Annotated in this window: 23 protein-coding genes; 13 read left to right on the top strand and 10 right to left on the bottom strand. The window is 63.0% G+C overall.

Annotated elements, in window-relative coordinates:
* Positions 1-5 precede the first annotated feature (5 nt).
* From VQ575_RS10030 to VQ575_RS10020, 3 genes are all read right to left on the bottom strand, one after another.
* On the bottom strand, positions 6-1,238 hold the full coding sequence (locus tag VQ575_RS10030) for a nucleoside permease (RefSeq protein ID WP_325919569.1): 1,233 nt from the start codon (positions 1,236-1,238) through the stop codon (positions 6-8).
* A gap of 101 nt (positions 1,239-1,339) precedes the next feature.
* On the bottom strand, positions 1,340-2,431 hold the full coding sequence (locus tag VQ575_RS10025; RefSeq protein WP_325919567.1) for a sugar phosphate isomerase/epimerase family protein: 1,092 nt from the start codon (positions 2,429-2,431) through the stop codon (positions 1,340-1,342).
* A complete protein-coding gene (locus VQ575_RS10020; protein ID WP_325919564.1) occupies positions 2,428-3,603 on the bottom strand; it encodes a Gfo/Idh/MocA family protein in 1,176 nt (391 codons plus the stop codon). The genes VQ575_RS10025 and VQ575_RS10020 overlap by 4 nt, the downstream gene beginning before the upstream one ends.
* A gap of 174 nt (positions 3,604-3,777) precedes the next feature.
* On the opposite strand from VQ575_RS10020, the gene VQ575_RS10015 reads away from it, so the two are divergent.
* The 4 genes from VQ575_RS10015 (at position 3,778) to VQ575_RS10000 (ending at position 8,321) form a co-directional block, all read left to right on the top strand.
* Positions 3,778-4,788 carry a LacI family DNA-binding transcriptional regulator gene (locus tag VQ575_RS10015; RefSeq protein ID WP_045155756.1) on the top strand — a complete coding sequence of 337 codons (1,011 nt, stop codon included), beginning with the start codon at positions 3,778-3,780 and terminating at the stop codon, positions 4,786-4,788.
* 95 nt (positions 4,789-4,883) lie between these two features.
* Positions 4,884-5,834, top strand: coding sequence for a TAXI family TRAP transporter solute-binding subunit (locus VQ575_RS10010; RefSeq protein WP_045155676.1), 951 nt, complete (start codon positions 4,884-4,886; stop codon positions 5,832-5,834).
* Positions 5,835-5,913: 79 nt separating this feature from the next.
* A complete protein-coding gene (locus VQ575_RS10005; RefSeq protein WP_325919562.1) occupies positions 5,914-7,941 on the top strand; it encodes a TRAP transporter permease in 2,028 nt (675 codons plus the stop codon).
* The gene (locus VQ575_RS10000) at positions 7,938-8,321 is read left to right on the top strand and encodes a DUF1850 domain-containing protein (RefSeq protein WP_039592922.1); all 384 of its coding nucleotides are present in this window, start codon (positions 7,938-7,940) and stop codon (positions 8,319-8,321) included. The genes VQ575_RS10005 and VQ575_RS10000 overlap by 4 nt, the downstream gene beginning before the upstream one ends.
* A gap of 222 nt (positions 8,322-8,543) precedes the next feature.
* Here VQ575_RS10000 and VQ575_RS09995 read toward each other — a convergent pair whose 3' ends face one another.
* Positions 8,544-9,632, bottom strand: a complete 1,089-nt coding sequence (locus tag VQ575_RS09995; protein WP_039592921.1) for an SMP-30/gluconolactonase/LRE family protein — start codon at positions 9,630-9,632, stop codon at positions 8,544-8,546.
* A gap of 89 nt (positions 9,633-9,721) precedes the next feature.
* On the bottom strand, positions 9,722-10,852 hold the full coding sequence (locus VQ575_RS09990) for a sensor histidine kinase (protein ID WP_039592920.1): 1,131 nt from the start codon (positions 10,850-10,852) through the stop codon (positions 9,722-9,724).
* Between the two features lie 327 nt (positions 10,853-11,179).
* Between VQ575_RS09990 and VQ575_RS09985 the strand changes: the two genes are divergently transcribed.
* A complete protein-coding gene (locus VQ575_RS09985) occupies positions 11,180-12,145 on the top strand; it encodes an EamA family transporter (protein WP_325919559.1) in 966 nt (321 codons plus the stop codon).
* A 193-nt stretch (positions 12,146-12,338) separates the two neighbouring features.
* Complete coding sequence (locus VQ575_RS09980; RefSeq protein ID WP_325919557.1) at positions 12,339-13,202, top strand: CAP domain-containing protein; 864 nt, start codon at positions 12,339-12,341, stop codon at positions 13,200-13,202.
* 84 nt (positions 13,203-13,286) lie between these two features.
* Here the strand turns inward: VQ575_RS09980 and VQ575_RS09975 are convergent, their stop codons facing one another.
* The 4 genes from VQ575_RS09975 to ggt form a co-directional block, all read right to left on the bottom strand.
* Complete coding sequence (locus VQ575_RS09975; RefSeq protein ID WP_045155671.1) at positions 13,287-13,919, bottom strand: Vgb family protein; 633 nt, start codon at positions 13,917-13,919, stop codon at positions 13,287-13,289.
* 34 nt (positions 13,920-13,953) lie between these two features.
* Entirely contained in the window at positions 13,954-15,174 is a 1,221-nt protein-coding gene (locus VQ575_RS09970; protein WP_325919554.1) for a helix-turn-helix domain-containing protein, read from the bottom strand.
* A 144-nt stretch (positions 15,175-15,318) separates the two neighbouring features.
* Positions 15,319-15,852 (bottom strand): cysteine hydrolase family protein, encoded by a 534-nt coding sequence (locus VQ575_RS09965; RefSeq protein ID WP_039592915.1) that lies wholly within the window; start codon positions 15,850-15,852, stop codon positions 15,319-15,321.
* Positions 15,853-15,870: 18 nt separating this feature from the next.
* Entirely contained in the window at positions 15,871-17,598 is a 1,728-nt protein-coding gene (gene ggt / locus VQ575_RS09960; protein WP_045155669.1) for a gamma-glutamyltransferase, read from the bottom strand.
* Positions 17,599-17,730: 132 nt separating this feature from the next.
* Here ggt and VQ575_RS09955 point away from each other — a divergent pair, with 132 nt between their 5' ends.
* Positions 17,731-18,162, top strand: a complete 432-nt coding sequence (locus VQ575_RS09955) for a GNAT family N-acetyltransferase (protein ID WP_325919553.1) — start codon at positions 17,731-17,733, stop codon at positions 18,160-18,162.
* Between the two features lie 28 nt (positions 18,163-18,190).
* On the opposite strand, the gene VQ575_RS09950 is transcribed toward VQ575_RS09955, so the two are convergent.
* Positions 18,191-18,541, bottom strand: coding sequence for a hypothetical protein (locus VQ575_RS09950; protein ID WP_039592912.1), 351 nt, complete (start codon positions 18,539-18,541; stop codon positions 18,191-18,193).
* A 132-nt stretch (positions 18,542-18,673) separates the two neighbouring features.
* Between VQ575_RS09950 and VQ575_RS09945 the strand changes: the two genes are divergently transcribed.
* The 6 genes from VQ575_RS09945 (at position 18,674) to VQ575_RS09920 (ending at position 21,496) form a co-directional block, all read left to right on the top strand.
* Positions 18,674-19,009 (top strand): DUF6388 family protein, encoded by a 336-nt coding sequence (locus VQ575_RS09945; protein ID WP_045155667.1) that lies wholly within the window; start codon positions 18,674-18,676, stop codon positions 19,007-19,009.
* Between the two features lie 109 nt (positions 19,010-19,118).
* Entirely contained in the window at positions 19,119-19,511 is a 393-nt protein-coding gene (tusD, locus tag VQ575_RS09940; protein WP_039593040.1) for a sulfurtransferase complex subunit TusD, read from the top strand.
* Positions 19,511-19,873 carry a sulfurtransferase complex subunit TusC gene (tusC, locus tag VQ575_RS09935; protein WP_039592910.1) on the top strand — a complete coding sequence of 121 codons (363 nt, stop codon included), beginning with the start codon at positions 19,511-19,513 and terminating at the stop codon, positions 19,871-19,873. Before tusD ends, tusC begins: the two co-directional genes overlap by 1 nt.
* Positions 19,873-20,166, top strand: a complete 294-nt coding sequence (gene tusB, locus VQ575_RS09930) for a sulfurtransferase complex subunit TusB (RefSeq protein WP_039592909.1) — start codon at positions 19,873-19,875, stop codon at positions 20,164-20,166. The genes tusC and tusB overlap by 1 nt, the downstream gene beginning before the upstream one ends.
* Positions 20,163-20,498 carry a TusE/DsrC/DsvC family sulfur relay protein gene (locus VQ575_RS09925; protein ID WP_039592908.1) on the top strand — a complete coding sequence of 112 codons (336 nt, stop codon included), beginning with the start codon at positions 20,163-20,165 and terminating at the stop codon, positions 20,496-20,498. Before tusB ends, VQ575_RS09925 begins: the two co-directional genes overlap by 4 nt.
* The gene (locus VQ575_RS09920) at positions 20,495-21,496 is read left to right on the top strand and encodes a glycosyl transferase family protein (RefSeq protein WP_039592907.1); all 1,002 of its coding nucleotides are present in this window, start codon (positions 20,495-20,497) and stop codon (positions 21,494-21,496) included. The genes VQ575_RS09925 and VQ575_RS09920 overlap by 4 nt, the downstream gene beginning before the upstream one ends.
* Positions 21,497-21,506 lie beyond the last annotated feature (10 nt).

Raw genomic sequence — 21,506 nt, 5'->3', positions numbered from 1 at the left:
CACGCTCATGCCTTGGACGGCGCCACGACCGCTTGACGCCCGTTGAAGGTCAGCAGGAAACACACGAGCACCACCAGCGCGAAACCGGCCGGGAACAGCCAGATGCTTTTCCAATCGTGCCCGCCCTCCACGACAAAGTGATCGGTCACCTGCCCCGCCACCCAGAACCCGATCAACATGCCCACGCCATAGGTCGCCAGGGTGATCAACCCTTGGGCCGAACTGCGCAAGTGTTTCGGCGCCTTGGCATCGGTGTAGATCTGCCCCGAGACAAAAAAGAAGTCGTAGCAGATGCCATGCAGCGCGATGCCGGTGAACAGCATGAACGCCAGTTCGGCGTTGTTGCCATAGGCAAACAGCACGTAGCGCAACGCCCACGCCAACATGCCCACCAGCAGCGCCAGCTTGATGCCGAAGCGCTGGATGAACAGCGGCAACAGCAACATGAACAGCACCTCGGACACTTGCCCGATGGCCATTTTCGCCGTCGGGTTGGTCATGCCGGTTTCGGCCAGGAACGGGTTGGCGTTCTGGTAATAAAACGCCAAGGGGATGCAGATCAGGATCGAGGCGATGAAGAACACCAGGTAGCTACGGTCCTTGAGCAGCCCCAACGCATCGAGCCCGAGGGATTGCTTGATGCCGCTGGAAACCGCCTGCTCCTTGAGCGGTGCCGTGCCGGGCAGCGTGAAGCTGTAGAGTCCGAGCACCAGCGAAGCGACGGCGGCCATCAGGAAAGTATTGCGCAGGCCGCCCGCCGAGATTGCCTCGCGCGAATCCCAGGCGAACACAAAGCTGATCACCACGCCGGCAACAATCCAACCGACGGTGCCCCAGACCCGGATGCGCGAGAACTCCAGCGCCGGGTCGCGCATCTGCCGGAAGGCCACGGAATTGACCAAGGCCAGCGTCGGCATGTAGACCACCATGTATGCCAGCACAAAGGGATAGAACCCGCTGAAATCCGTCGCCCAATACAGCTGGTACAGCAGCACCGCGCCCACCAGGTGCAACACCGCCAGGATGCGCTCGGCGTTGAAGTAGCGATCGGCGATCAGGCCGATCACGAACGGCGCGATGATCGCGCCCCAGGACTGGGTCGCGAAGGCCCTGCCGACCTGCCCGCCGCTGGCGCCCAGGGTGCTGGACAGGAACGTGCCGAGGGTGACGAACCAGCCACCCCAGATAAAGAACTGCAGGAACATCATCGTGCTAAGGCGTGCGTACATCGTCGTCATGACCGTCACCGTCTTGTTGTTGTTTTTGTTGAAACACGTCGTTCGTTGCTGTTGTGGCCTGCTTCTTCGTGGCGAGGGAGCTTGCTCCCGCGCCACAGGGGTTACGTCATCGGCATTGGAGGCAACCCCAACAACCGCCGGTTGGATGCCTCATCCGCCGTAACCCCTGCAAAATCATCGAACGCCTTGGCGGTCCTGGTGATCATGTGCCGCTGGATAAACGCCGCGCCTTCGGCCGCACCCTGTTGCGAATCCTTCAGGCAGCACTCCCATTCCAGCACCGCCCAGCCGTCGAAGCCGTATTGGGTCAGCTTGCTGAAAATCGCCTTGAAATCGATCTGTCCATCGCCCAGGGAACGGAACCGGCCGGGGCGATCCACCCAACCCTGGTAACCGCCGTAGACACCGGAGCGGGCGTCGGGGCGGAATTCGGCATCCTTGACGTGGAACATGCGGATGCGCGCGTGGTAGCGGTCGATGAAGCCCAGGTAGTCCATCTGTTGCAGCAACAGGTGGCTGGGGTCATAGAGAATCGCTGCCCGTGGATGATGCTCGACCGCTTCCAGGAAGCGCTCGAACGAGGCACCGTCGTGCAGATCTTCGCCAGGGTGGATCTCGTAGCACAGGTCCACGCCCGCTGCGTCGAAGCAATCGAGGATCGGCCGCCAGCGCCGGGCCAGTTCAGCAAAGCCTTGCTCGACCAGGCCCGATGGACGCTGCGGCCACGGGTACATGTACGGCCACAACAACGCACCGGAGAACGTCGCGTGGGCCTTGAGGCCCAAGCGTTCGCTGGCGCGGGCGGCCAGTTTCAATTGTTCGATGGCCCACTCGGTGCGCGCCTGGGGCTGGCCGCGCAGATGGCCGGGGGCGAAGTCGTCGAACAGCGCGTCGAACGCCGGGTGCACCGCCACCAGTTGCCCTTGCAGGTGCGTCGACAATTCGCTGATCTCGACGCCTGCCGCTGCGCAAGTGGCCATGAGTTCGTCGCAATAGTCCTGGCTCTCGGCGGCCCGGGCCAGGTCGATGTAGCGCGTGCCCAGGGTTGGCACCTGGATGGCTTTGTAGCCTTGCGATGCCGCCCATCGGGCGATGTTTGCCAAGCTGTCGAACGGCGCTTCATCGGACATGAATTGCGCCAGGAAAATCGCCGGCCCGCGCAGGCCACTCGGAGTTTGGTCGTGGGTATTCACAGCAGCGACTCTCCGGTTTCCAGCGCGGTCCACTTTGCCTCGCCCCGATGATTGATGATCGCGGCCTCGATAAACGCCATGCCGCGCAAGCCGGTTTCGATGCCGGGTACGCCAGGCACATCGGGACCTTCGCCACGGGCGCGAATGGCCCGGGCGAAATCGCCGTAGAGGTTGGCCATGGCCTCCAGATAACCTTCCGGATGCCCTGCCGGCAAACGCATGCGCTGGGTCGCCGCTTCGCACAGCCAAGGCTGGCCGACACCGGCGCGCAGGATGCTTAGCGGTTGGTCGAAGGCGCGGTGGATCAGGCTCGAGGGTTCTTCCTGGCGCCACTCCAGCGCGCCTTTGTCGCCGTAGACACGGATTTTCAGCGGGTTCTCTTCGCCGGTGCAGACCTGGCTGGCGAGCAGCACGCCGCTGGCGCCGTCCTTCATCTTGAACAACATTGCGACGTCATCGTCCAACTGCCGCCCCGGAACATGGGTGCCGAGGGTGGCGCAGAGCTGCTGGATTGGTTGATCCGCGACGAACTCCGCCAGGGAAAACGCGTGGGTGCCGATGTCGCCGATGCAACCGCCCAAGCCGGACTGGGCCGGATCGTCTCGCCACTCGGCCTGCTTGTTGCCATGGGCGGCGACATCCTGGCTCAGCCAGCCTTGGGGGTATTCGACAAACACTTTGCGCACATGGCCGATCACGCCCGAGCGCACCATCTCCCGCGCCTGCCAGACCATCGGATAACCCAGGTAGGTATGGGCCAGGCCGTAGAGGCAGCGACTGCCTTGCAACACGTCCTTGAGGGCCAACAGTTCCTTGAGGTTCAGCGCGGCGGGCTTCTCGCTGAACACGTGGAAACCGGCCTTCAATGCCTGGCTGGCAATCGGTGCGTGGAGGTGATTGGGCGTGACGATCACCAGCAATTCCATGCGCTGATCCAGCGGCAGCAGCGCCTGGGCGTCGAGCATCTGTTGCCAATCGTGATAACAACGCGAGGCGGCCAGCCCCAGCGCCGCGCCGGTCTGCCGGTTGTTGTGCGGGTCGCGGCTGAACGCGCCGCACACCAGCTCGAAACCGCCGTCCAGGCCCGCGGCCTGGCGATGGGCCTGGCCGATGAACGCGCCCTCCCCACCGCCCACGAAGCCCATTCTTATTTTTGGTGCTACAGGATTCATCGCGATTCTCTTCTGTCCGGACCGATGATGTAACCGGTTACATCATGACGCGAATCTAGGCTTGGTTTCGCCCCGTGTCAAACCCCTTGCAATGCCATTGAGCGTTTGTCAGGTGCCGAACCTGCGGTAAGCTCGCCGTCATGCCTGGTTTCCAGGCGCGAGATCGAGGTGAATTTGTCCAATATCCGTGAAGTTGCGCGGCTGGCCGGAGTGTCGGTGGCAACGGTGTCCAGAACGCTGAAATCCCCGGAGCGGGTGTTGCCCGAGACCCGGGACAAAGTCAACGCAGCGGTGCAGCAGGCCGGTTATCGACCGAACCTGATGGCGGTGCAGTTTCGCTCCCGACGCACCGGCAACCTGGTGATTCTCGTGCCGAAGATCGCCAACACTTTTTTCGCCCGGGTCATCAGCGGCGCCCAACAAGCGGCGCAAGCGGCCGGCTATCGGCTGCTGCTGTGCGACACCCAGGGCCGCGAAGCCATCGAGCAGGAATTCGCCGGGCTGGTATACGCCCATCAGGCCGACGGCGTGATCCAGTTGCGCGCCAGCGATCCCTTTGTCTCACTGCCTCCCGGCACGGACGCGCTGCCACTGGTCAACGCCTGCGAAGTGGTCAAGGACGCGCCCTACCCGACCATCAGCCTGGACAACCGCGGCGCCGCGCGAGCCATGACCGAGCATTTGATCGGACTCGGCCACCGACGCATCGGCATCATCAAGGGCCCGCGCAGCAGCCCCCTGACCCTCGACCGCGTGGCCGGTTACCGGGACGCGCTGCACAAGGCCGGTATCGCCGTTGCCCCTGAACTGGTCTGCCACGGCGACTTCACCCTCAAGGCCGGCTACGAAGGTGCCGGGACGATGCTGGCCTTGGCCGATCGCCCCACCGCGCTGTTCTGCGAGAACGATGAAATGGCCATCGGCGCACTCAAGCGCATCAAGCAGATGGGCTTGCGCGTGCCCGAGGACATCTCCCTGGTGGGCTTCGACGATATTCCGTTCGCCGCGTATTGCGATCCGCCGCTGACGACCATTTCCCAACCGGCCGAAACCTTTGGCCACAAATCGGTGGAAATGCTCATCGCGCTGATCGAGAAACAACCTATCGCCCAGATGCACGTGCGGTTGCCGTTCGAACTGACCGTGCGCGGCAGTAGCGCCGCGCCAGGCAGCTACGCTGTTTAATCGGACATACCGGTATCTGCCTATTCGCCATCAAGCCCGTTTCGACTACAGTGGAAAGACTCTGCATAAAGCCATAACAAGACGGAGAGTTCCCAATGCGAGTCAACAAGCGCTTCACCCTCCTGGCCGCCGCTGCAGCCTTGGCGGTCACCACCACCGCTTACGCGGCCCCGGTGTACATCAACATCCTGACCGGCGGCACCAGCGGTGTGTATTACCCCATCGGCGTCGGGCTTTCACAGATCTACAGCAGCGGCATCCAGGATTCCAAGACATCGGTGCAGGCCACCAAGGCGTCGGTGGAAAACCTCAACCTGCTGCAAGCCGGGCGCGGGGAGCTGGCGCTGGCCCTGGGAGACTCGGTGGCCGATGCGAAAAACGGCGTGGAGGACGCCGGTTTCAAGGCGCCGCTGACCAAATTGCGGGCGATTGCCGGGGCCTACCCCAATTACATCCAGATCGTCGCCAGCCAGGAATCGGGGATCAAGACCCTGGCCGACCTCAAGGGCAAGACCGTTTCCGTCGGCGCGGCGAAATCCGGCACCGAACTCAACGCCCGGGCGATCTTCAAGGCCGCCGGCCTGAGCTACAGCGACATGAAGGTCCAATACCTGCCGTTCGCCGAGTCGGTGGACTTGATCAAGAACCGGCAACTGGACGCCACCCTGCAATCCTCCGGCCTTGGCATGGCGGCGATTCGTGACCTGGCGTCGACCATGGCGTTGAGCTACGTGTCGATTCCCACCGACGTGGTGGAAAAGATCGGCAACCCGGCCTACCAGAGCGCCATGATTCCCGCCAACACCTACGATGGCCAGGCCGACGCCGTGCCCACCGTCGCCATCACCAATATCCTGGTAACCCGCGCGGACGTCCCGGACGAAGTGGCCTATCAGATGACCAAGCTGCTGTTCGACAACCTCACCCGCCTGGGCACCTCCCACTCGGCGGCCAAGGACATCTCGCTGAAAAACGCCGCGAAAAACCTGCCGATCGCCCTGCACCCCGGTGCCGAGCGTTACTACAAGGAAGTGGGCGCGCTGTAGCCCCAGGCACTGCAACGGCGCGCGCCGCCGTTGCAGCAACGCGTTTGACCTTCGCACGTCGACAACAGGCAGGCATTTCATGAGTGAAGACCAGCACGGCATCGCCACGGACCCGCGGGACTGGCCCAAGACGCTGTTCTACGTGGCGTTGCTGTTTTCCATATTCCAGATCATCACGGCGGCCTTCTCACCCGTGTCCAGCATCGTGCTGCGGGCGGTGCATGTGGGCTTTTTGCTGTGGGTGGTGTTTTTGAGCTACCCGGCCCATGGCAAGCAACGGCCCTGGCAGCCCCTGGCCTGGGTGTTGGGACTGGCGGGGATGACGACGGCGGCCTATCAATGGGTGTTCGAGGCCGACCTGATCCAGCGCTCAGGCGACTTGACGACCGCCGACATGGTGATCGGCGTCGTCCTGATCGTGCTGGTGTTCGAGGCGGCACGGCGTGTGATGGGCATCGCCTTGCCGATCATCTGCGGCTTGTTCCTGGCCTATGGCCTGTTCGGCGAACACCTGCCAGGCGACCTGGCCCATCGCGGCTACGGCGTCGATCAAATCATCAATCAATTGTCGTTCGGCACCGAAGGGCTGTACGGCACGCCGACCTACGTTTCGGCCACTTATATCTTCCTGTTCATCCTGTTCGGCGCCTTCCTGGAAAAGGCCGGCATGATCAAGCTGTTCACCGATTTCGCCATGGGCCTGTTCGGTCACAAGCTGGGCGGTCCGGCGAAGGTGTCCGTGGTGTCATCGGCGCTGATGGGCACCATCACCGGCTCGGGCATTGCCAACGTGGTGACGACCGGGCAGTTCACCATTCCGCTGATGAAACGCTTTGGCTACAAGGCCGCATTCGCTGGCGGCGTGGAAGCGACGTCAAGCATGGGCAGCCAGATCATGCCGCCGGTGATGGGCGCGGTGGCGTTCATCATGGCCGAGACCATCAACGTGCCGTTCGTGGAAATCGCCAAGGCCGCGCTGATACCCGCGTGCCTGTATTTCGGTTCGGTGTTCTGGATGGTTCACCTGGAAGCCAAGCGATCCGACCTCAAGGGCCTGCCTAAAGACCAGTGCCCGAGTGCCTGGGCTGCGGTCAAGGAGAGCTGGTTCCTGCTGATCCCTCTTGGGGTGCTGGTGTACCTGCTGTTTTCCGGTCGCACGCCGCTGTTCTCCGGCATGGTCGGGCTGGCGCTGACGGCCATTGTGATCCTCGGCTCGGCGATCATTCTCAAAGTCTCGAACTATGCCTTGCGCTGCGCATTCTGGGTTGCGCTGGGCATTCTTTGCGTCGGGTTCTTCCGGCTGGGTATCGGTGTCGTATTTGCGGTGATCGGCCTGCTGGTGGTGGCGTGCTGGTTCATGAAAGGCACCCGGGAAACCCTGGTCATTTGCTTGCACGCCTTGGTCGATGGCGCCCGGCACGCCGTTCCGGTGGGGATCGCCTGCGCCTTGGTCGGCACCATCATCGCGGTGGTTTCGCTGACGGGCGTGGCGTCCACGTTCGCCGGCTATATCCTGGCGATCGGCAAGGACAACCTGTTCCTGTCACTGCTCCTGACCATGCTCACCTGCCTGGTGCTGGGCATGGGCATCCCGACCATCCCGAACTACATCATCACCAGCTCGATTGCCGCGCCCGCCTTGCTGGAACTGGGCGTGCCGCTGATCGTGTCGCACATGTTCGTGTTCTATTTCGGCATCCTCGCCGACCTGACCCCGCCGGTCGCCCTGGCCTGCTTCGCCGCCGCGCCCATCGCCCGGGAGAGCGGCCTGAAGATCAGCTTCTGGGCGGTGCGCATCGCCCTCGCCGGCTTCGTCATTCCGTTCATGACGGTATACAACCCGGCGCTGATGCTCCAGGGCGACAATCTTTGGATGACCGCCTACATGTTGGTCAAGACGCTGTTGGCGGTGGGCCTGTGGGGCATGGCGTCCACCGGTTACCTGCAGCAGAAAATGCTGGTTTGGGAGCGCCTGATGTGTTTTGCCGCTGGTGCGATGCTGGTGGTTGCCCTGCCCTTGACCGATGAGATCGGCTTCGTCCTGGGTGCGCTGATGATCGGGCAGCACCTCTGGCGTGCGCGGCGCGTCGGGCGAGCCTTGGCGTGATTGGCTTGTGCCTGGGCCTGTCCGGCGTGGTCTGGGCACAACTTCAACTCAGCGAGTTTACGCTGGCCTGGAACCACACCATCGAAAAGGTCCGCTGGGAAGAAGACTATCGGGTCACCGAAACGGGCTTGATCCTGGGTGAAGCCAGGATCAAGGGCAACGGCGCCGGCATGGAAATTCCCGAAGGCGCACGATTGGAGCACGGCAGCTGGCGCTACCATCGCTCGCTGCCGCCATTGCAACCGTTGAAGCTCGGCCGCACACCCCAGGCCGGTGATTACCAGCTGTGTGATGGCGGCCATTGCGAGCCGATGGCCCATTGGCTGGGGCCGCCCTCCGCACAGCAACCGGCCGTGGAATTGTGGAGCTGCCCGCTATGACGCTCATTCAGCGCTGATGGAGCGCCACGCCGCTTGGGCCAGTAGTTCCCGATGAACCTTGGATGCTCACGGCGCAGATCACCATGAACGTGAAGTTGGGCTGAAGTCGAGGGCGTCCAGGACGCCCTCTGTCCAATGACTGTATGAAAATATCGTGGCGAGGGGTTTCATTCCCTCGCCACAAAACAGGTGCTCGACTCACTGAGAGACGTTGCTCTTTGGTCAGGCGAATGTAGCCCCTCGGGTATTCACGAACAGCGAGTACAAGGAGTGGCTACCGGCCATGAATAGCCGGTTGCCCTCCCTGCCGCCGAAGCAGACGTTGGGACAACGCTCCGGCAACGAGATGTGCCCGATGGCCTTGCCCTCGGGGTTGAACACCCGAACGCCGTCGAGTTTTTCCAGGTCGGCCTTGGGGTCGCCGTTCCCGCCCCAACCGCACCAGAGGTTGCCGCTCTCGTCGCACTTGATCCCGTCGATGGCCGCGTAGTCCAGCCCTTCGATGTGCTTGCGGCGCTCGCCCAGGGTGCCGTCGTCCTTGACGGTGATCGCCCAGACCAGACGGTTGGGCTTGGCCCGGCCTTCGACCACGTAGAGGATTTTTTCATCCGGTGAAAAGCACAGGCCGTTCGGCCCCGCGAGATCGTCGATCACCCGGCTGAGCTTGCCGGTCTCGCCGTCGATGCGGTACACCGCGTGGGGCTGCGCCGGGGTGACTTTGTGGCCTTCATAATTGTTGCCGGTCTGGAACGGTGGGTCGGTGAACCAGATCGAGCCATCCCGTTTGCAGACGATGTCGTTGGGCGAGTTCAACGGCTTGCCGTCGAAACTGTCGGCCAGCACGGTGATCGTGCCGTTGTGTTCGGTACGGGTAATGCGTCGCCCTTCGGTCGATGTGGTCGAGCCTTCGCAGACCAGCAACCGCCCCTGGCGATCGCGGCACATGCCGTTGGAGAAATTGGAGTTCTCGCGGTACACCGACAAGCCACCGGTGACTTCGTCCCAACGCACGATGCGGTTGTTGGGGATGTCACTGACCAGCAGATAGCGACCGTCGCCGATCCATACCGGCCCTTCCGCCCACCGCAAGCCGCTGGCGAGCTTCTCGACGCTGGCGTTGAAGATGCGCAAGTCCATGAAGCTGGGGTCGAGGATATTGACCAGGGGGTCTGGATAGCGCTGGCTCAGAGGTTCGGCCTGGGCCAGCCCGGGCAGGTTTCCAAGCGTCGCGGCGGCGGCCGAGACCACCAGGGATTTTTTCAGGAAGATCCGGCGCCCCTGATCGGCGGTTGCAGGTTGCGAAGCATCCATCGTACGTCTCCGTTAATTATTATTGGACGGGGACGTTTGTTTTACTCTCTGATAGGACATCGTACAAGTAGGATTCTCACCCGCGCCTGTCACTCGGGATGGAGCGGGATTCGAACGGTGAACGTGGTACCTCCGCGCGCCTTCGAGTGCACTTCGATAGTCCCCTGGTGAGCCGCCACGATCGCCGAAGCGATGTAAAGGCCCAGCCCCAGCCCGGCCGTAGGGCCGTATTGCTGGTCGCCACTGCGAAGTTGGCGGATCAAGGGATTGAAGATGCTCGCGATGGCGTCCTTCGAGATGGGCTTGCCCTGGTTGTTGATCGCGATGACGGCGTCATCCTCTTCACGGCTAAGCGATACAGTGATTGGCGCGCCCTCTGCGCCATGCTGGACGGCGTTGCCGATCAGGTTGGAGAAAACCTGCTCCATCCGCGCCGGATCGAACAGCCCTTCGAGCGGACCGTGGGGCTCGAAAAGGATCCTGCTTTCAGGATGATAGGCCCGCGCCTCCTCCACCATGCCTTCGCACGCGGCGACCAGGTCGCCGTTGAAGCGCTGCACCGGTATGCCTGAGCCCAGCTGGGTACGGGTGAAGTCCAGCAGGTCGCCGACAATCTTGTTGGCCCGTTTGACGCTCGTATAGATGCGCGAGGAAATCTTGGTGGCCTTGGCGGGCAGATCGCCCGCCCTCAGGAGCACTTCGGAACTCAGCAGGATCGCGCCCAACGGGCTGCGCAGGTCATGTCCCAGAATCCCCAGGAAGATATTGCGCGCCGCATCGACAGCGCCTGAGTAACTGACCACCGATTCCGCCAAGGCCTGGTCGACGGCCTCGTTGAAGCGGATCACATCCGACATCGCCTGCGCCTGGTCCAACTGGGCATGGGGCATCCACAACATCAGCACGCTGGTGCGCAACGCGCGGTACTCCGAGACCATCTGCTCCACGGTGAAACCGGAGGACTGACGAATGACGGCATGGGTCTCTGCCGCCGTCTCGGCTTCTGCCGCCGGCGCTTCGCCCTGGGATTTGGCGATCTGCTCCTCAGCTGTCTGAGAGGTGCGCAGGTCGACGGCGATGGTTCGCAGCATCTGCTCGGCATGGTCACGCAGAGCAATCGAATCCATGCCGATGGAAGCCGGCGTAATAGTCCTGGCGAAGTCCTCCCAGGCCTGGAGGATCGGTTCGATGTTGTCGACAATGAAATCAGCCAGGCGCATGGGTTGCTCCGCAGGAAACTCAGGGGGGATCGGTGCCGGAAACAACACAGCGTTGAGGTTGTTGTACAGCAAATCGTCGGGGCGTGTGTGCCTGTCTGGAATTGATTGGGCTAGTGGAGCTGACGACTGCTTCGCAGCCGAGCGGGAGCAAGCTCCCTCGCCACAAGGGTCTGCGAACATCTGCCAAGAACTGCTCGAGCGCAGACCAATGGCTTGTCTCCCTCGGCTTGATCCGGTACAAAGCCCGATGTTGTACGACAACCTATAACCACTAAATCAACCACCGAAGCCTCGCTGCAGCGGTGGTACATCTTTGAGATTCCTGCCATGACCCGCTCCATCGCCGCATCCGATGCTCCCATTCCTTTCCCACGCCCCATCGCCGTGCTCATTCTGCTTTGCATGGGCTGCGCCTTCGCGGGCAACCATGTCGCCGCGCGGGCGGCGTTCGATGACGGTGCCGGGGTGTTGCTGGCGATCCTGCTGCGCTCGGGCGGGACGTTGCTGGTATTGGCGGCGATGGTGTTGTGGCAACGCCAGAGCTTGCGACTGCCGCCCGGCGCCTGGCGCTGGCAATTGGCGTTAGGCCTGCTGATCGGCGCCCAAAGCCTGTGCTTGTATTCCGCCGTGGCGCGGGTGCCGGTGGCGCTGGCCCTGCTGGTGGGCAACGTATTCCCGATCCTCTTGGCCCTGTTGACCTGGGCCCTCGGCGGCCCGCGCCCCACTGCTCGTACCGCAACGCTGATGGGCATGATCCTGGTGGGCCTGGTATTCGTGCTGGAAGTGCCGACGCGGTTGGCGTCCCAGGCGGATGTCGGCCCGCAATGGCTGCTAGGGGTTGGCCTGGCCTTTTGCGCCGCGTGCGTCTTCGCGTGCGCCTTGTGGATCACCGACCACAAGTTGTCCCAAGTGCGCGGTTCGGTGCGCAGCCTGCTAACGATTTTCATTGTGTTCAGCAGCGTCAACCTCGCCGGCCTGACCGGCGCCCTGCCCGGAGGCCTCGACTTCCCCGCGAGCAGCACCGGCTGGTTCGCGCTAGCCACCCTGATGGTGCTTTATGGCACTGGCTTCATCGTCTTGTTCATGTGCGTGCCGCGCTTGGATATGCCGCGCAACGCCCCGGTGATGAACATCGAACCATTGGCGACCTTGCTGATCGGCTGGCTGGTGCTGGACCAGATGCTCAACCCGGGCCAGATCCTCGGCGGCGCGATCGTGGTGGCCGGCATCGTGTTGCTGACCTGGCGCAAGGCAGAGCGGGTCAAGGCGCCGGTGGCTGAAGCCGCAAAGTGATCAAGCGCAAATATTATTGTGGCAAGGGTATTTATCCGCTCGCCACGGGGTCTGTGTGAACTGAGGATTAATGTCCTCGACCTCTGAAACTAGTGCCAAAACCCGCAGTCCTACCCCAGCCCTGAAAAACACATCCAGGGCTGACCGGCGCCGTTCTGGCGTCAAGGCAATTTCCTCCCGAGCCGTTCGTCCCATGCGCCATCCTGTTCGCTCTCGCCGTTTCGCTTCGCTGTGCCTCACGATCCTGTCTTCTCTCCTCGCCAGCCCGGCCCATGCCCGGGGTGAAGGGCAACTGGTGAGCGCTATCAACGATTACCGCAGCCAGTCCCAACGGTGCGACTGGCGAAAGTCGCGCGCCGCGCCACCTTTGGTACTGCGCTCGAACCTGGCGTTGCCGATCGGTTTTCGTGGCGGACTGCGCGACGCACTGAAGGAGGTTGGCTACCAAGCCCGCGAGGTGCGCAGCATTCGCCTGACCGATGCACGGGACGCCGACGAAGCGATGGAAATGCTCGCAGACGAGCATTGCGCGGCGCTGCTGGACAATCGGTACGCTGATATCGGCATCAATCGGGTCGGTGACGAGTGGCGCGTGGTGTTGGCACAACCCATAGGGGGCGGCATGCGAGTGAGCGATGCGGGTGCGCCGGACAAGACGTTGCTGGCGCAGGTCAACGCCGCCAGGGCCAAGCCGCGGATGTGTGGACGCCAGCGCTTTGCCGCGGCTCGCCCATTGAGCTGGAACGCCGCACTGGGATCAGCCGCTCTCGGGCATAGCCGGGCCATGGCCCGTGGCAATTATTTCGCCCATCGCGACCCGGACGGTCGCTCTACGTCCGATCGAGCCAGGCGCGCCGGCTTTCGCGGACATAAGCTGGGCGAGAACATCGCCGCCGGACAACGCTCGCCGAGCCAGGCCATGGGCGACTGGCTCGCCAGCCCGGGACATTGCGCGAACCTGATGAACCCGATGTTCACCCAGATGGGCGCCGCGTCCGCCAGCGATTCGCGCAGTGACGCGGGGGTTTACTGGACGATGGTGCTTGGCGCGCCTTGAGACAATAGCTGGACCTTATTGTGGCGAGGGGCTTTATCCCCTCGCCACAAATGCGGTATTTCAGAGACTAAACTCGGCCTGCCCTCAAACCGGCCGACGCACCGCCCTCACCTTCCCGCTGCCGCCCCCGCCACAAAAAAACCGATCCGCGCCATCGGATTCGAGCCCCGACACGCCGATCCCCGGCGGCATCGTCACGCTTTCCAGTACTTGCGCCGTTTGCGGATCGATGCGCCGCAGGTCGCTTTCATCCTCTTCCCAAGTGCCATGCCACAGTTCGCCATCGACCCAGGTCACGCCCGTGACGAAGCGATTGGATTCGATCGTGCGCAGAACCTTGCCGTCGGAGGGATCGATCTGCAGGATCTTGCGCGCCTTGTACTGACCGACCCAGAGCGATCCTTCGGCCCAGGCCAGGCCTGAATCGTCACCACTGTTGGGCGCCGGGATCGTCGCCACTACCTGGCCGGTGCGCGGATCGATCTTGCGGATGCTGTCGCCAGCAATCTGGAACAGATGCCGACCGTCGAACGCGGTGCCAGCGTTCGCTGGAACATCAAGGGAATGCACGGTCTGGCCACTGGCGGGATCGAGGGCGTGCAGCTTTTCGCCCGAGGCGAACCAGACGTGCTCGCCGTCATGACTCACGCCGTGCACGCAATCGACGCCCGGGAACGGACCATATTCGCGCAGGATCTGTGCTTCTGAACGTTTCATCTCACATCGCCTCATCGGTGGGTGTGATTGCATGCTAACCCTCGAACGGCAGCGCGGTGAGTAACAATACCGTCGCGAATCCAGGCATCGGTGGTGCCGTCCAGCGGCGGGCCCTTGCACGACCGAACGACTGCGCCTTGCCGCAAGCCGCGAGGACTTCCAAGGCTCGTTGCACACTGCGCTGGCTGGTGCCCAAGGCCAGCGCGAGGGCCGAGCTGGACCAGGCCTCTCCGTCCGCCAACAGCGCCAGCACCGCCCCGTAGGGTTCCTCGACGACATGCGCCAGGACCACAACCTCGCCCGCATGATGCGGCACCAACCTGAAACCGTGCCGGGTGGCGACCAGGTCAGCCATTGGACGCAACGCGGCCCGCAACCGCCCCATCTCGACGCGCAACCGGGCGCGATGGGACTCATCCGTCAATTTCAAGCCAAAGGCCTGGGCCATGAGCACGTCCCGCGGCGCATCGCCAGGCCAGGCTTGGGCCAGTTCGCGGGCCAGGGCAAACAATACCGGACGCCTGGCCAGGGCGACCTGGACGCCAGCGCAACTGACGCCATATCGGCAGGCGTCCACCACCAGCGCCGAGCCGGCCAGCAGGGCTTGCACGTCTTCGAGCACCAGCAAACGCTCTTCGCCTCGGGCGATCAGCCGCGCTGCGGGCGTCAGCAGCATCCGCCAGGCACTGTCGATTTCGCCGTCCAACGCGCCGATCCCTGCTTGCCTCGCGGCTTGCCTGGCTCTTTCCAAGGCTCCCCGGGCGGTTTGCGCTTGCAGTCGCCGCATGGCAATCCCGGCGGCCACCAACTCGCAAGCCGCCCGGGACGCCAAAGGCAACCCGGCAAGGTCCAGTTCGATGAGCTTGAGCTCGGCCTCGTCGAGCCGGCCAATCAGCAACAACCGGCGGATTTCGATGGTCCGCGCATGGCCGGCGTTCGCCCGGTCGCCCTGGGTTTCGAGCTCCGCCCGGGCAGCGTCGAGGCGCTTCATTGGCCAAGCCAGGTCACGGGAGGCCAGGGCAATTTCAGCCTCGGCCACGACACACCGCGCCCGTGCCATGGGCTCCTTGGGGCCGAAGGCCGAAGCGGCCCGACGCATCAGGCCCCGGGCTTTCTCCAGGTCCCCCAACTGCGCCATGGCAATGCCGCGAAGCGCGAGGGCCGGCGCATCGTTGCGCAAGGCGACACGATTGAGCGCGGCCACCGGGTCCCCCGCCGCCAATGCGTGCGCCGCCGTGGTGATGTCACGATCCATGAAAGATGACCTTTAGTGGCGAGGTAGCGTGCTCCCGCTGGGACGGTCCGACGCTTCGGGCGCAGCCGCCCCGAAAACTTTGTGAGCGCTACGCACTCAAGCGCGAGCAAGCTCCCTCGCCACGGGTTAGTCCTTGCGCATCGGCTACAGGCGGATCTTGGCCGCTGGCGTCACATCGATCCGCGACACCGCACTGCTCAGCCGCCCGAGTCGATGGTTGTGATTGGCAATGATCTGCTCGGCCGACAGGCTACCGTTGTTTACCGTCGAGTGGGCGTCGGCGGCCAGGACCACTTCGTACCCCAGGGCATGGGCCTGGCGCACGGTCGCGTTGATGCAATAGTCCGTTTGCAGCCCGCAGATCACCACGCGATCGATGCTCCGGGCTTGCAGCAGCGCCAGCAGGCCGGTCTGGTAGAACGCGTCCGGGGTGGTCTTGCGCACGCGTAAGTCATCCACTCCGGTGAGCAAGCCGTCGGCCAACTGCCAGGCGGCGCTGCCATGTGCCAGCGAGCCGTCCAGCTCTTCATGCTGGATAAGGATCACCGGCAACCCGACAGCCCGGGCCCTGGCGCTGAGGTCGTTGATGGTCTGGACCAGGCGTTGGCTGTCGAAGCATTCCTCCTCCCCGGCACACAGCCCCTCCTGGACATCGATGATCAGCAATGCGGTGATCATATTCGCCTCTTCGAATGGTCAGTAGCCCAACGACAACCCGGTGTTGCGGCGTGGATCGTTAGCGCCGTAGAAGCGGTTCTTGCCCACCGGCTTGCCGCCCAATGACGGCGCGCCCACCAGGATCGCGGCAATGTGGTTCGGGTCCTGTGGGCCGGCAAATTTATGGCCCCAGCTCTCCAGCAACTTCAGGGTATCGGGGCTGGCGGCGAAGGTCTCCAGGTTGGTCTCTTCCGGCATCCACTGTTGATGGAAGCGCGGCGCATCGACGGCTTCCTGCAGGTTCATGCCGTAGTCGATCACATTGAGGATGGTCAGCAAGGTCGCCGTGATGATGCGGCTGCCGCCCGGCGTGCCGACCACCATGACGGTCTTGCCGTCCTTGGTGACGATGGTCGGGCTCATGGATGAGAGCGGCGCCTTGCCCGGCGCGATGGCGTTGGCTTCGCCCTGCACCAGGCCGTACATGTTGGGCACGCCGACCTTGGCGGTGAAGTCATCCATTTCATCATTGAGGATCACCCCGGTCTTGCTCGCCATCACGCCGGCGCCGAACCAGTCGTTGAGGGTGTAGGTGACGGAAACGGCGTTGCCCCATTGGTCGACGATCGAATAATGCGTGGTGTTGCTGCCCTCATGGGGCGCCACGCCGGGTTTGATCTTTTGCGAGTCGCCGGCTTTTTGCGGCTCGATCGCGGCGCGCAGCTTTGCCGCGTAGTTCTTGTCCAGCAAATGGTCGATGGGGTTCTGCACGAAGTCCGGGTCGCCCAGGTAGCTGTTGCGGTCGACATAGGCGTGACGCATGGCTTCGATCTGGTAGTGCATGCCCTGGGCCGAATGGAAACCCAGGTCTTTCATCGGGTAGCCGTCGAGGATGTTCATGATCTGGCACAGCACCACGCCGCCAGAACTGGGTGGCGGCGCGGAGATGATGTGATAGCCACGATAATCGCATTCCACCGGCGCCAGCTCGCGGGTCTTGTACTTGTCCAGGTCCGCCTGGGTGATGATGCCTTTGTTGGCCTGGCTGGAAGTCACCAGCGCATCGGCCACCCAGCCTTTATAGAAGCCATCGGCGCCCTTGGCGGAGATTTCCCGCAGCGTCTTGGCGAGGTCTTTTTGCACCAGTTTCTGGCCGACCTGCATAGGCTCGCCGTTATGAAGGAAGATCGCGCCGGAATCACGCGCATCCTTCTTGAAGACATCCGTGGCGGTTTCCAGCAGATCCACATCGCCCTGCTCCAGGACAAAACCGTCTTCGGCGAATTTGATCGCCGGCGCGATCAATTCCGCCCGGGGTTTGCTGCCATATTTCTTCAACGCCAGTTCCATGCCGGACACGGTGCCGGGCACGCCTACTGCCAAATGGCCGCGCGTGCTGAGTTCGGGTATGACGTTGCCGTCCTTGTCCAGGTACATGTCGGCGGTGGCCGCCAGGGGGGCTTTTTCGCGGAAGTCCAGGAAGGTCTTGCGGCCATCGGCCATTTGCAAGGTCATGAAACCACCACCACCGAGGTTACCCGCCGCCGGGTAAACCACCGCCAAGGCATAGCCCACCGCGACCGCCGCATCCACGGCGTTGCCACCGCTCTTGAGCACATCGACGCCGACGTGGGTTGCCAGGTGCTGGGCGGTGACGACCATGCCGTTCTCGGCGGCAACCGGGGCCTGGGACGCGGCGTGGGCAGTCAGACAGTAAAGGGAGAGCGAGGTAGCGATGAGGGTCCGGGCCAGTGATTCGAACTTCATGAGTCGGTCTCTTCTTGTTCTTGAGGGTAGGGATCGCTTCAAAAGCACACAGGAGTATGGCTCGGTTTAAACAATATGCCTGTTTGCTGTAGGCTCGCGTGCTTGATCATCCCTTGCACAAGGACATTGCCGATGACGCTGCGAATCGAACGCACGGACCCTCCAACCGATGAAGAACGCCAAGCCATCGTCGCGCCATTGCGCGCCTACAACGTCGCCCAAGCCGGTGGAAGCGCACCGGAACTGGTCGCCTGGCTTGTGCGCGACGAACACGATGCAATCGTCGGCGGACTGTATGGCCGGGTATTTTTCCGTTGGCTTTATATCGAATTGCTGGTGGTGCCTGAACAAGCGCGCGGCCAGGGCACGGGCTCGAAACTGATGCAAATGGCCGAACAACTGGCCCGGGAGAAGAATTGCGTGGGCATCTGGCTCGATACGTTCGACTTCCAGGCCCCGGATTTCTACCGCAGGCATGGTTTCACCGAATGCGGCCAGATCCATGACTATCCACCGGGGCATCAGCGCTTCTTTTTCCAGAAGCGCCTCGATTCCGAAAGTTGAAACTCACCCCGACATTGGTTCGTGGCGCTCAGAGGCACGTCGCCAACGCCGCCAACCGGCGCTTGGCGACAAAATCATCATGCTTGGCGTAGTAATTCAGCGCCGTGCCCGTGGCACTGGTTTGCAGATCGACAAACGATTCGGCCGAACGGGTGTATACCGTCGAGCCACCCTGCTTGCCGGGCTGCAAGTAAGCGCCGGCATCGACCCCGAACACCGCCTCGTCTTCCCAGGCGAACTTTACGCATTGGGCGACATTCTGCTGCGGCTTGTCCGAGGACAAGGTCTTGTAGGGGGCTTGGGTCCGGGCCTGCTCCATCGCCGAACCCGCGCAGCCGGCCAGCAGGGTCGAGACCACGGCCACCATCAGCATTCGCATTGCATTTCACTCTTCGAAAAAAAGCCGACTGTAGCATTACGCCCCGGGTTGCCGTGCGGCTTTACCGAAATTTGCAGGCGACAACCGCTATCGATTCGCGCAACCTGTCGGCTTATCGACCAAGGAGCAACCATGGCGACAACCGAACAGCAGCACGAACGAGCCCTGCAGATTTTTCTCGACGCACGCCCCCAACTGCGTCACGAACTGGACAACCTCAACCCGCTGCTGGCCCAGGCCAAGGGTGAAACCGCCGCACAATACCGCGCCGAGCGTTTGCACGAAGCGTTCGAAGCCGAGGCCGAACGCGTGGGCTTGTTCGCCTGGGAACTGACGCTGTTGCTGACGACCGCTTCAGCCGAGGACTACCAGGCCCAGCGCATGGAAGTGCACAAGGAAGTGGCGGAGATGGCGGGCTTGGAATGGGAGGAATATTGCGAGCTGTATGGCCTCATAAACCAAGGCTGAGCTCCCCTCGACACAATGAGTACACCTGGATTCTGTTTTGGAAGGCTCGCAATCGCCCCACCGCCCATAAAGCATTATCATGGCCGCAGTTTTGCCGATCGGGTCCGTCATGAAGTTTGCCATCGCGCTGTTTTCCGCCGCTCACGCGCCCTCCTCGCGCCGCGCCTTGCTGTTTGCCCAGGCAGCGCTGGCCGCTGGGCATGAGATCGTGCGGTTGTTTTTCTACCAGGACGGCGTTTACAACGCTGCCAACAGCGTCGTCACGCCTCAGGACGAGCAAGACTTGCCCCAGCAATGGCGCGCATTTGTCACCGAGCACCAGCTCGACGGCGTAGTGTGCATCGCCGCAGCATTACGCCGTGGCGTGTTGAACGAGGAAGAAGCCCAGCGCTACCAGCGTTCGGCGGCCAGCGCCGAAGCGCCGTGGGCCTTGTCCGGCCTGGGTCAGTTGCACGATGCGATCCAGGATGCCGACCGCTTGATCTGCTTCGGAGGCGCGTAATGGCCAAGTCTTTATTGCTCATCAGCCGCCAAGCGCCTTGGTCCGGCCCTGGCGCCCGGGAAGCGTTGGACATCGTCTTGGCCGGCGGCGCGTTCGACTTGCCCATCGGCGTGCTGTTTCTCGATGATGGCGTGTTTCAGCTCGCCGCCGGGCAGGACGCCAGGGCCATCCGGCAAAAGGACCTGAGCGCCAACTTGCAGGCCTTGCCGATGTTTGGCGTCGAAGATCTCTTCGTCTGTGCCGACAGCGCCGCGCAGCGCGGTCTCGCCGCCGATGCCCTGGCGCTGGACGACCTGAAAGTATTGGCCGCAGCGGACATCGCCGCGCTCATTGACCGTTACGACCAGGTGATCACCCTCTGATGTCGACCTTGCATGTGTTGTCTCATTCCCCCTTCGGCGACAGCCGCCTCGCCAGTTGCCTGCGGATCCTGGGAGACCACGACGCGCTGCTGCTGTGCGGCGACGCGGCTTATGCGCTGCAACCCGGCACCCTGCCGTTCGACACGCTGCAAGCCGGCGGCTGCAAAGTGTTCGTCCTGGCCGAAGACGCACAGGCCCGCGCCTTGGCTATTCCGGGCTGGGCCGAAGCCGTCGATTATCCGGCCTTCGTCGAGCTTTCGATCCAGCATGACAAGGTCAACAGCTGGCTATGAAGACCCTGACCGTGGGCGAACGCAGCATTGCGCTGGACAAGGATGGCTACCTGGCCGACCTCAATGATTGGTCCGCCGACGTGGCCACCGCCCTGGCCACCGCCGAAGACATCGACTTGAGCCCCGAACACTGGGAAATCCTCGAACTGCTGCGAGCCTTCTACGATGAATTCCAGCTGTCCCCCGCCACCCGGCCACTGATCAAGTACACCGCGCTGAAACTGGGGGCGGACAAGGGCAACAGCCTGCACCTGAACCGATTGTTCAAAGGCACTCCCGCCAAACTCGCCGCCAAGCTGGCGGGCCTGCCCAAACCGACGAATTGCCTATGACCGACTTTCCAGCACTGACCCTTGAGACTCCAGCCGAACACCCCTTCGCCCAGTTCGTGCGCATCCTTGGCAAAGGCAAGCGTGGCGCCCGGAACCTGACCCGTGAAGAAGCGCGGGAAGCCATGGGCATGGTGCTCGATGAACAGGTCGAAGAAACCCAACTGGGCGCATTCCTCATGCTGCTGCGGCACAAGGAAGAAAGCGCCGAGGAAATGGCCGGCTTCACCGAAGCCCTGCGTGAACGCCTGGTGGTCCCGGCGTTGACGGTGGACCTCGACTGGCCAACCTACGCCGGCAAGAAGCGCCACTTGCCGTGGTACCTGCTGGCGGCCAAATGCCTGGGGCAGAACGGCGTGCGGATTTTCATGCACGGCGGCGGCGCTCACACCGCCGGGCGGCTCTACACCGAACAACTGCTGGGCTTGTTGCAGATCCCGCTGTGCCGCGACTGGCAACAGGTCGGCACCGCGCTGGACAACGGCGGCCTGGCCTTCATGCCGCTGGTGGATTGGGCGCCGCAAATGCAGCGCATGATCGACCTGCGCAACACCTTGGGCCTGCGCTCGCCGATCCATTCCCTGGCGCGGATCCTCAACCCGCTGGGCGCACGCTGCGGCCTGCAAAGCATCTTCCACCCGGGCTACCAGGCCGTGCACCGCGAAGCCAGTGGCTTGCTCGGCGATACCGCCATCGTGATCAAGGGCGACGGCGGCGAGATCGAGATCAACCCGGACGCCGACAGTCATTTGTACGGCACCACCGGGGGCGTCAGTTGGGATGAGGAATGGCCACGCTTGTCCGAGCAGCGCCACGTCAAGCCGGAGAGTCTTGACCCCGAGCATTTGAAAGCGATCTGGCGCGGCGACGTCGAGGACAGTTACCCGCAACTGGCGCTGATCGCCACCATGGCTTTGGCCTTGCGCGGCCTGGGTGATACTCGCGACGAAGCGTTCGAGAAGGCCCGGCAGTATTGGGATGCCCGGGATCGTTCGATATAACCGATCATTA

Source organism: Pseudomonas frederiksbergensis (assembly GCF_035751725.1).
Lineage (GTDB): Bacteria > Pseudomonadota > Gammaproteobacteria > Pseudomonadales > Pseudomonadaceae > Aquipseudomonas > Aquipseudomonas frederiksbergensis_A.
Note: the sequence above shows the minus strand (reverse complement) of the source record. Positions and strands in the feature narration are given on the sequence as shown.

Coding starts and splice junctions, on each gene's coding strand:
- VQ575_RS09965 (WP_039592915.1), bottom strand. CDS start 15,852: ATGATCACCGCATTGCTGATCATCGATGTCCAGGAGGGGCTGTGTGCC.
- VQ575_RS10020 (WP_325919564.1), bottom strand. CDS start 3,603: ATGAATCCTGTAGCACCAAAAATAAGAATGGGCTTCGTGGGCGGTGGG.
- tusD (WP_039593040.1), top strand. CDS start 19,119: ATGAAGTTTGCCATCGCGCTGTTTTCCGCCGCTCACGCGCCCTCCTCG.
- VQ575_RS09980 (WP_325919557.1), top strand. CDS start 12,339: ATGCGCCATCCTGTTCGCTCTCGCCGTTTCGCTTCGCTGTGCCTCACG.
- VQ575_RS09975 (WP_045155671.1), bottom strand. CDS start 13,919: ATGAAACGTTCAGAAGCACAGATCCTGCGCGAATATGGTCCGTTCCCG.
- VQ575_RS10005 (WP_325919562.1), top strand. CDS start 5,914: ATGAGTGAAGACCAGCACGGCATCGCCACGGACCCGCGGGACTGGCCC.
- ggt (WP_045155669.1), bottom strand. CDS start 17,598: ATGAAGTTCGAATCACTGGCCCGGACCCTCATCGCTACCTCGCTCTCC.
- tusB (WP_039592909.1), top strand. CDS start 19,873: ATGTCGACCTTGCATGTGTTGTCTCATTCCCCCTTCGGCGACAGCCGC.
- tusC (WP_039592910.1), top strand. CDS start 19,511: ATGGCCAAGTCTTTATTGCTCATCAGCCGCCAAGCGCCTTGGTCCGGC.
- VQ575_RS09925 (WP_039592908.1), top strand. CDS start 20,163: ATGAAGACCCTGACCGTGGGCGAACGCAGCATTGCGCTGGACAAGGAT.
- VQ575_RS09990 (WP_039592920.1), bottom strand. CDS start 10,852: ATGCGCCTGGCTGATTTCATTGTCGACAACATCGAACCGATCCTCCAG.
- VQ575_RS09985 (WP_325919559.1), top strand. CDS start 11,180: ATGACCCGCTCCATCGCCGCATCCGATGCTCCCATTCCTTTCCCACGC.
- VQ575_RS09945 (WP_045155667.1), top strand. CDS start 18,674: ATGGCGACAACCGAACAGCAGCACGAACGAGCCCTGCAGATTTTTCTC.
- VQ575_RS09970 (WP_325919554.1), bottom strand. CDS start 15,174: ATGGATCGTGACATCACCACGGCGGCGCACGCATTGGCGGCGGGGGAC.
- VQ575_RS10010 (WP_045155676.1), top strand. CDS start 4,884: ATGCGAGTCAACAAGCGCTTCACCCTCCTGGCCGCCGCTGCAGCCTTG.
- VQ575_RS09995 (WP_039592921.1), bottom strand. CDS start 9,632: ATGGATGCTTCGCAACCTGCAACCGCCGATCAGGGGCGCCGGATCTTC.
- VQ575_RS09955 (WP_325919553.1), top strand. CDS start 17,731: ATGACGCTGCGAATCGAACGCACGGACCCTCCAACCGATGAAGAACGC.
- VQ575_RS09920 (WP_039592907.1), top strand. CDS start 20,495: ATGACCGACTTTCCAGCACTGACCCTTGAGACTCCAGCCGAACACCCC.
- VQ575_RS09950 (WP_039592912.1), bottom strand. CDS start 18,541: ATGCGAATGCTGATGGTGGCCGTGGTCTCGACCCTGCTGGCCGGCTGC.
- VQ575_RS10030 (WP_325919569.1), bottom strand. CDS start 1,238: ATGACGACGATGTACGCACGCCTTAGCACGATGATGTTCCTGCAGTTC.